Genomic DNA, 3,498 nt, shown 5'->3' with positions numbered 1-3,498 from the left:
CACCCAGGCTGGCCGCCAAACGCCGCCCCAGTTCACCGCCACCCGAGCGGCTGTCGGGCAGCAACCAATGCTGGGGCGCGAATTGGTTATCCACAGCCCGCAAGCTCAACACCTGTTGCTCCGGTGCATAACCTTGGCTGTCGAGTTGTAACAAGCGGTCGACACCGGCCGTGGCAAACGCGGTTTCTTTGGAGTCACCGAACACCACCGCCAGCACCGCGCCGTCTGCACCCGCCAGTTGGTGGGCAAGCCCGAGCAGGTCGCGGTCATGGCTGCTCAAGCGGCCACCGACCATGTCCGGCACCACGGCGATGTAAAACGCCGGGACGGGCACTTGATGCAACGGCAATTGCACCTCAACCCGGGCTGTGCGCTTGCTCGCGCCGCCCTGCTGCACGCCGCTGCGGTCGATGCGCTTGATGCCGTTGGGGCCGATAAAACCCACCCCGTGGACGTTTTTGCGCAGGACACCGTTAGGCCCCATCCAGCTTTGCTGCGTTGGCTGCAGAGCTGCGTGCAACGGGTGCAAGCGGTTACGGGCGATCCACTCGGCACGCGGGTCGCGGCGAATAATGTCACTCATGCGATCACCTCTTCGGGAGCACGCTGGGTGGCTTTGACCGGCGCTGCGGGTTCAACCAGCGCATCGGCCACCAGTTCAGCAATGTCTTTGATCAACGGCCGTGGCTCAACCACGCCTTCAAGCATGGCGGTGCACTGCGGGCAGCCCACGGCCACGCGCTCGGCGCCGGTTTCGCGAATGTCGTCCATGCGCATGTCGGGGATACGCTGCTTGCCGGGGATGTCGGTAATCGGCGCGCCGCCGCCACCGCCGCAGCACCGTGAGCGAAAGCCCGAACGCTGCATCTCTTTGACTTCAATGCCCAGCGCCCGCAGCACCGCACGCGGCGCCTCGTATTCACCGTTGTAGCGGCCCAAATAGCACGGGTCGTGATACGTCACGCTGCCACCGGTATCGGCGCTCACGTTCAATTGCCCGGCGGCCAGCAACTCGGCCATGTAAGTGCTGTGATGCTGCACCAGATACTCGCCACCAAAGGCTGGGTACTCGTTTTTCAGCACATGAAAACTGTGCGGGTCGCAGGTGACGATGCGCTTGAAGCGGTACTGGGCCAGGGTCTGGATATTGCGCCTGGCCAGGGCCTGGAACGTCGCTTCATCACCCAAACGCCGGGCCACGTCGCCGCTGTCGCGCTCCTCCAGGCCGAGCACGGCAAAGCTGACCTTGGCCGCTTTCAGCACTTTGACGAAGGCGCGCAAGGTGCGCTGGTTGCGCATGTCGAACGCGCCGTCTCCGACCCAGAACAACACATCAACCGAAGGCGTGTCGCGCATCACGTCGAGGTTCAAATCAGCGGCCCAGTTCATTCGCCCACCGGGTGCAAAACCGCCGGGGTTGTCGGTGGCAATCAGGTTGTCGAGCACCTGCGCGCCATTATTCGGGGTCGCGCCTTTTTCCAGGGTGAGGAAGCGGCGCATGTCGACGATGGCATCTACGTGCTCGATCATCATCGGGCACTCTTCCACGCAGGCGCGGCAGGTAGTGCACGACCACAGGGTTTCAGCGTCGACCAAACCATTGACGATCGGCTGATGCGGGTTGCCGCCGTGCTCGCCAATCGGCTTGCCGGGGTACGGGCTGCCAGCAAAGTGCGCATCGGTGCCACCGGCCAGGCCCACGACCATGTCTTGAATAAGTTTTTTCGGGTTCAGCGGTTGCCCTGCGGCAAAAGCCGGGCACGCCGCTTCGCATTTGCCGCACTGCACGCAGGCGTCGAAACCGAGCAGTTGGTTCCAGGTGAAATCCTTGGGTTTTTCTACGCCCAAAGGCGCGCTGCGATCCGTCAGATCGAGGGCTTTGAGGCCGGTCGAACGGCCGCCCCCAAAGCGCTCGGCGCGGCGGTGCCAGGCCAGGTGCAGCGCCCCGGCGAAGGCGTGCTTCATGGGCCCGCCCCAGGTCATGCCTAAAAACAATTCACACACGCCCCACGCCACGCCCACCGCCAGCAATGCCGCGAGGAACCAGCCGCCAAAGCCTTCGGGCAGAACCCCGGCGACCGGCAAGGTGAGGATAAAAAAGCTCGCAGAAAACGCCAACAGACTTTTCGGCAGGCGCATCCACGGGCCCTTGGACAAACGGCTCGGCGGGTTGAGGCGGCGTTTAAACACAAACAGCGCGCCGATAAACATCAGCACCGTGGCGAACAGCAAGGCGTAACCGAGGATCTGGTTATGCACGCCAAAGCCGTGCACCACAATCGCCAGCACCGCCGCCAGGACAAACCCGCCCGCCGTGGCCACGTGGGTGTTGGCCATGTATTTATCGCGCGCCACCACGTGGTGCAGATCGACCATGTAGCGACGCGGCATGGCCAGCAGGCCGCCGAGCAGATCGACCTTCGACGCACGGCCACGACGCCACATAGCCATGCGCCGCACCGCGCCCAGAATGGCGAGCGCTAGGGCGGCGAATAACAGGATGGGGAGGATGATAGTCAACATGATGAAGCTCCCGGGTCTCACACGATCCCTGTAGGAGCGAGCTTGTCTCGCGATCTTTTCAACGATCAAAAGATCGCGAGGCAAGCTCGCTCCTACAGAGGTATGGGGCGCTGCTTAGAAATCCTTGCACAACCGCAGGGCGTCATAGATGGCGGCATGCACGTTGCGCTGCGCCACACAGTCACCGAGGCGGAACAACAAGTAGCCGTCACCCGCTTCGCTCAGGCACGGTTGCGGCTGGATCGCGAACAGCGCTTCAACGTCGATCTGGCCCTTGTTGCGCGAGTCGGGTTTGAGCGCGTAATACAGCTCTTCGTCCGGGCGCACGCCGTTTTCAATCACCACCTGGTCCACCACGCGCTCTTCCTTGGCGCCGGTGTATTCGTTCTCCAGCACGGCAATCACCTTGTCGCCTTCGCGGTACACGCGCTCCAGCATCATGTCGCCGGTCATGATCACTTCTTTGGGGTACAGGCTGCGGTAGTAGGTCGGGAACGACGTGCCGCCCACCGCCACACCGGGCTTGGTGTCGTCGGTGACGATCTCGACCTGCGAGCCTTTGTCGGCCATAAAGTCGGCCACGGACATGCCGGTGAACTCGCAAATGGTGTCGTACACCAGCACGTTTTTACCCGGCGCCACTTTGCCGTCGAGCACGTCCCAGCTGCTCACCGACAAGCCCTCAGCGGCGCCCCAATGTTCGTTTTGTTCCACAAACGAATGCCCGCCCACCGCCAGCACCACGATGTCTGGGCGCAGGTCGAGAATGGTCGCCACATCGGCCGCCGTGCCCAAGCGCAAGTCGACGTTCAAGCGCGCCAGTTCCAGCTGGAACCAACGGGTGATACCGGCCATCTGGTCACGTTGCGGGGCTTTGGCGGCGATGCTGATTTGCCCGCCAATGGCCTCGTTTTTCTCGAACAGGGTCACGTCGTGCCCGCGCTCGGCGGCCACGCGGGCGGCTTCCATCTCGGC

At 63.2% G+C, this 3,498-nt stretch carries 1 protein-coding gene and 2 pseudogenes; all 3 read right to left on the bottom strand.

Translation table 11 applies throughout. From position 1 onward, the window contains the following. Positions 1 to 583 (bottom strand): annotated as a pseudogene (locus GHO41_RS28740) (electron transfer flavoprotein subunit alpha/FixB family protein); the annotation flags it as partial. Next, on the bottom strand, positions 580 to 2,523 hold the full coding sequence (dgcB, locus tag GHO41_RS28735; RefSeq protein ID WP_153435304.1) for a dimethylglycine demethylation protein DgcB: 1,944 nt from the start codon (positions 2,521 to 2,523) through the stop codon (positions 580 to 582). The pseudogene GHO41_RS28740 and the gene dgcB, both read right to left, overlap by 4 nt. 114 nt (positions 2,524 to 2,637) lie before the next feature. Continuing rightward, positions 2,638 to 3,498, bottom strand: a pseudogene (dgcA, locus tag GHO41_RS28730) (dimethylglycine demethylation protein DgcA); the annotation flags it as partial.

The organism is Pseudomonas sp. FSL R10-0399 (assembly GCF_009600165.1).
Lineage (GTDB): Bacteria > Pseudomonadota > Gammaproteobacteria > Pseudomonadales > Pseudomonadaceae > Aquipseudomonas > Aquipseudomonas helleri.
The sequence above is the reverse complement of the archived record's forward strand: the minus strand, read 5'-3'. Positions and strand labels throughout refer to the sequence as shown.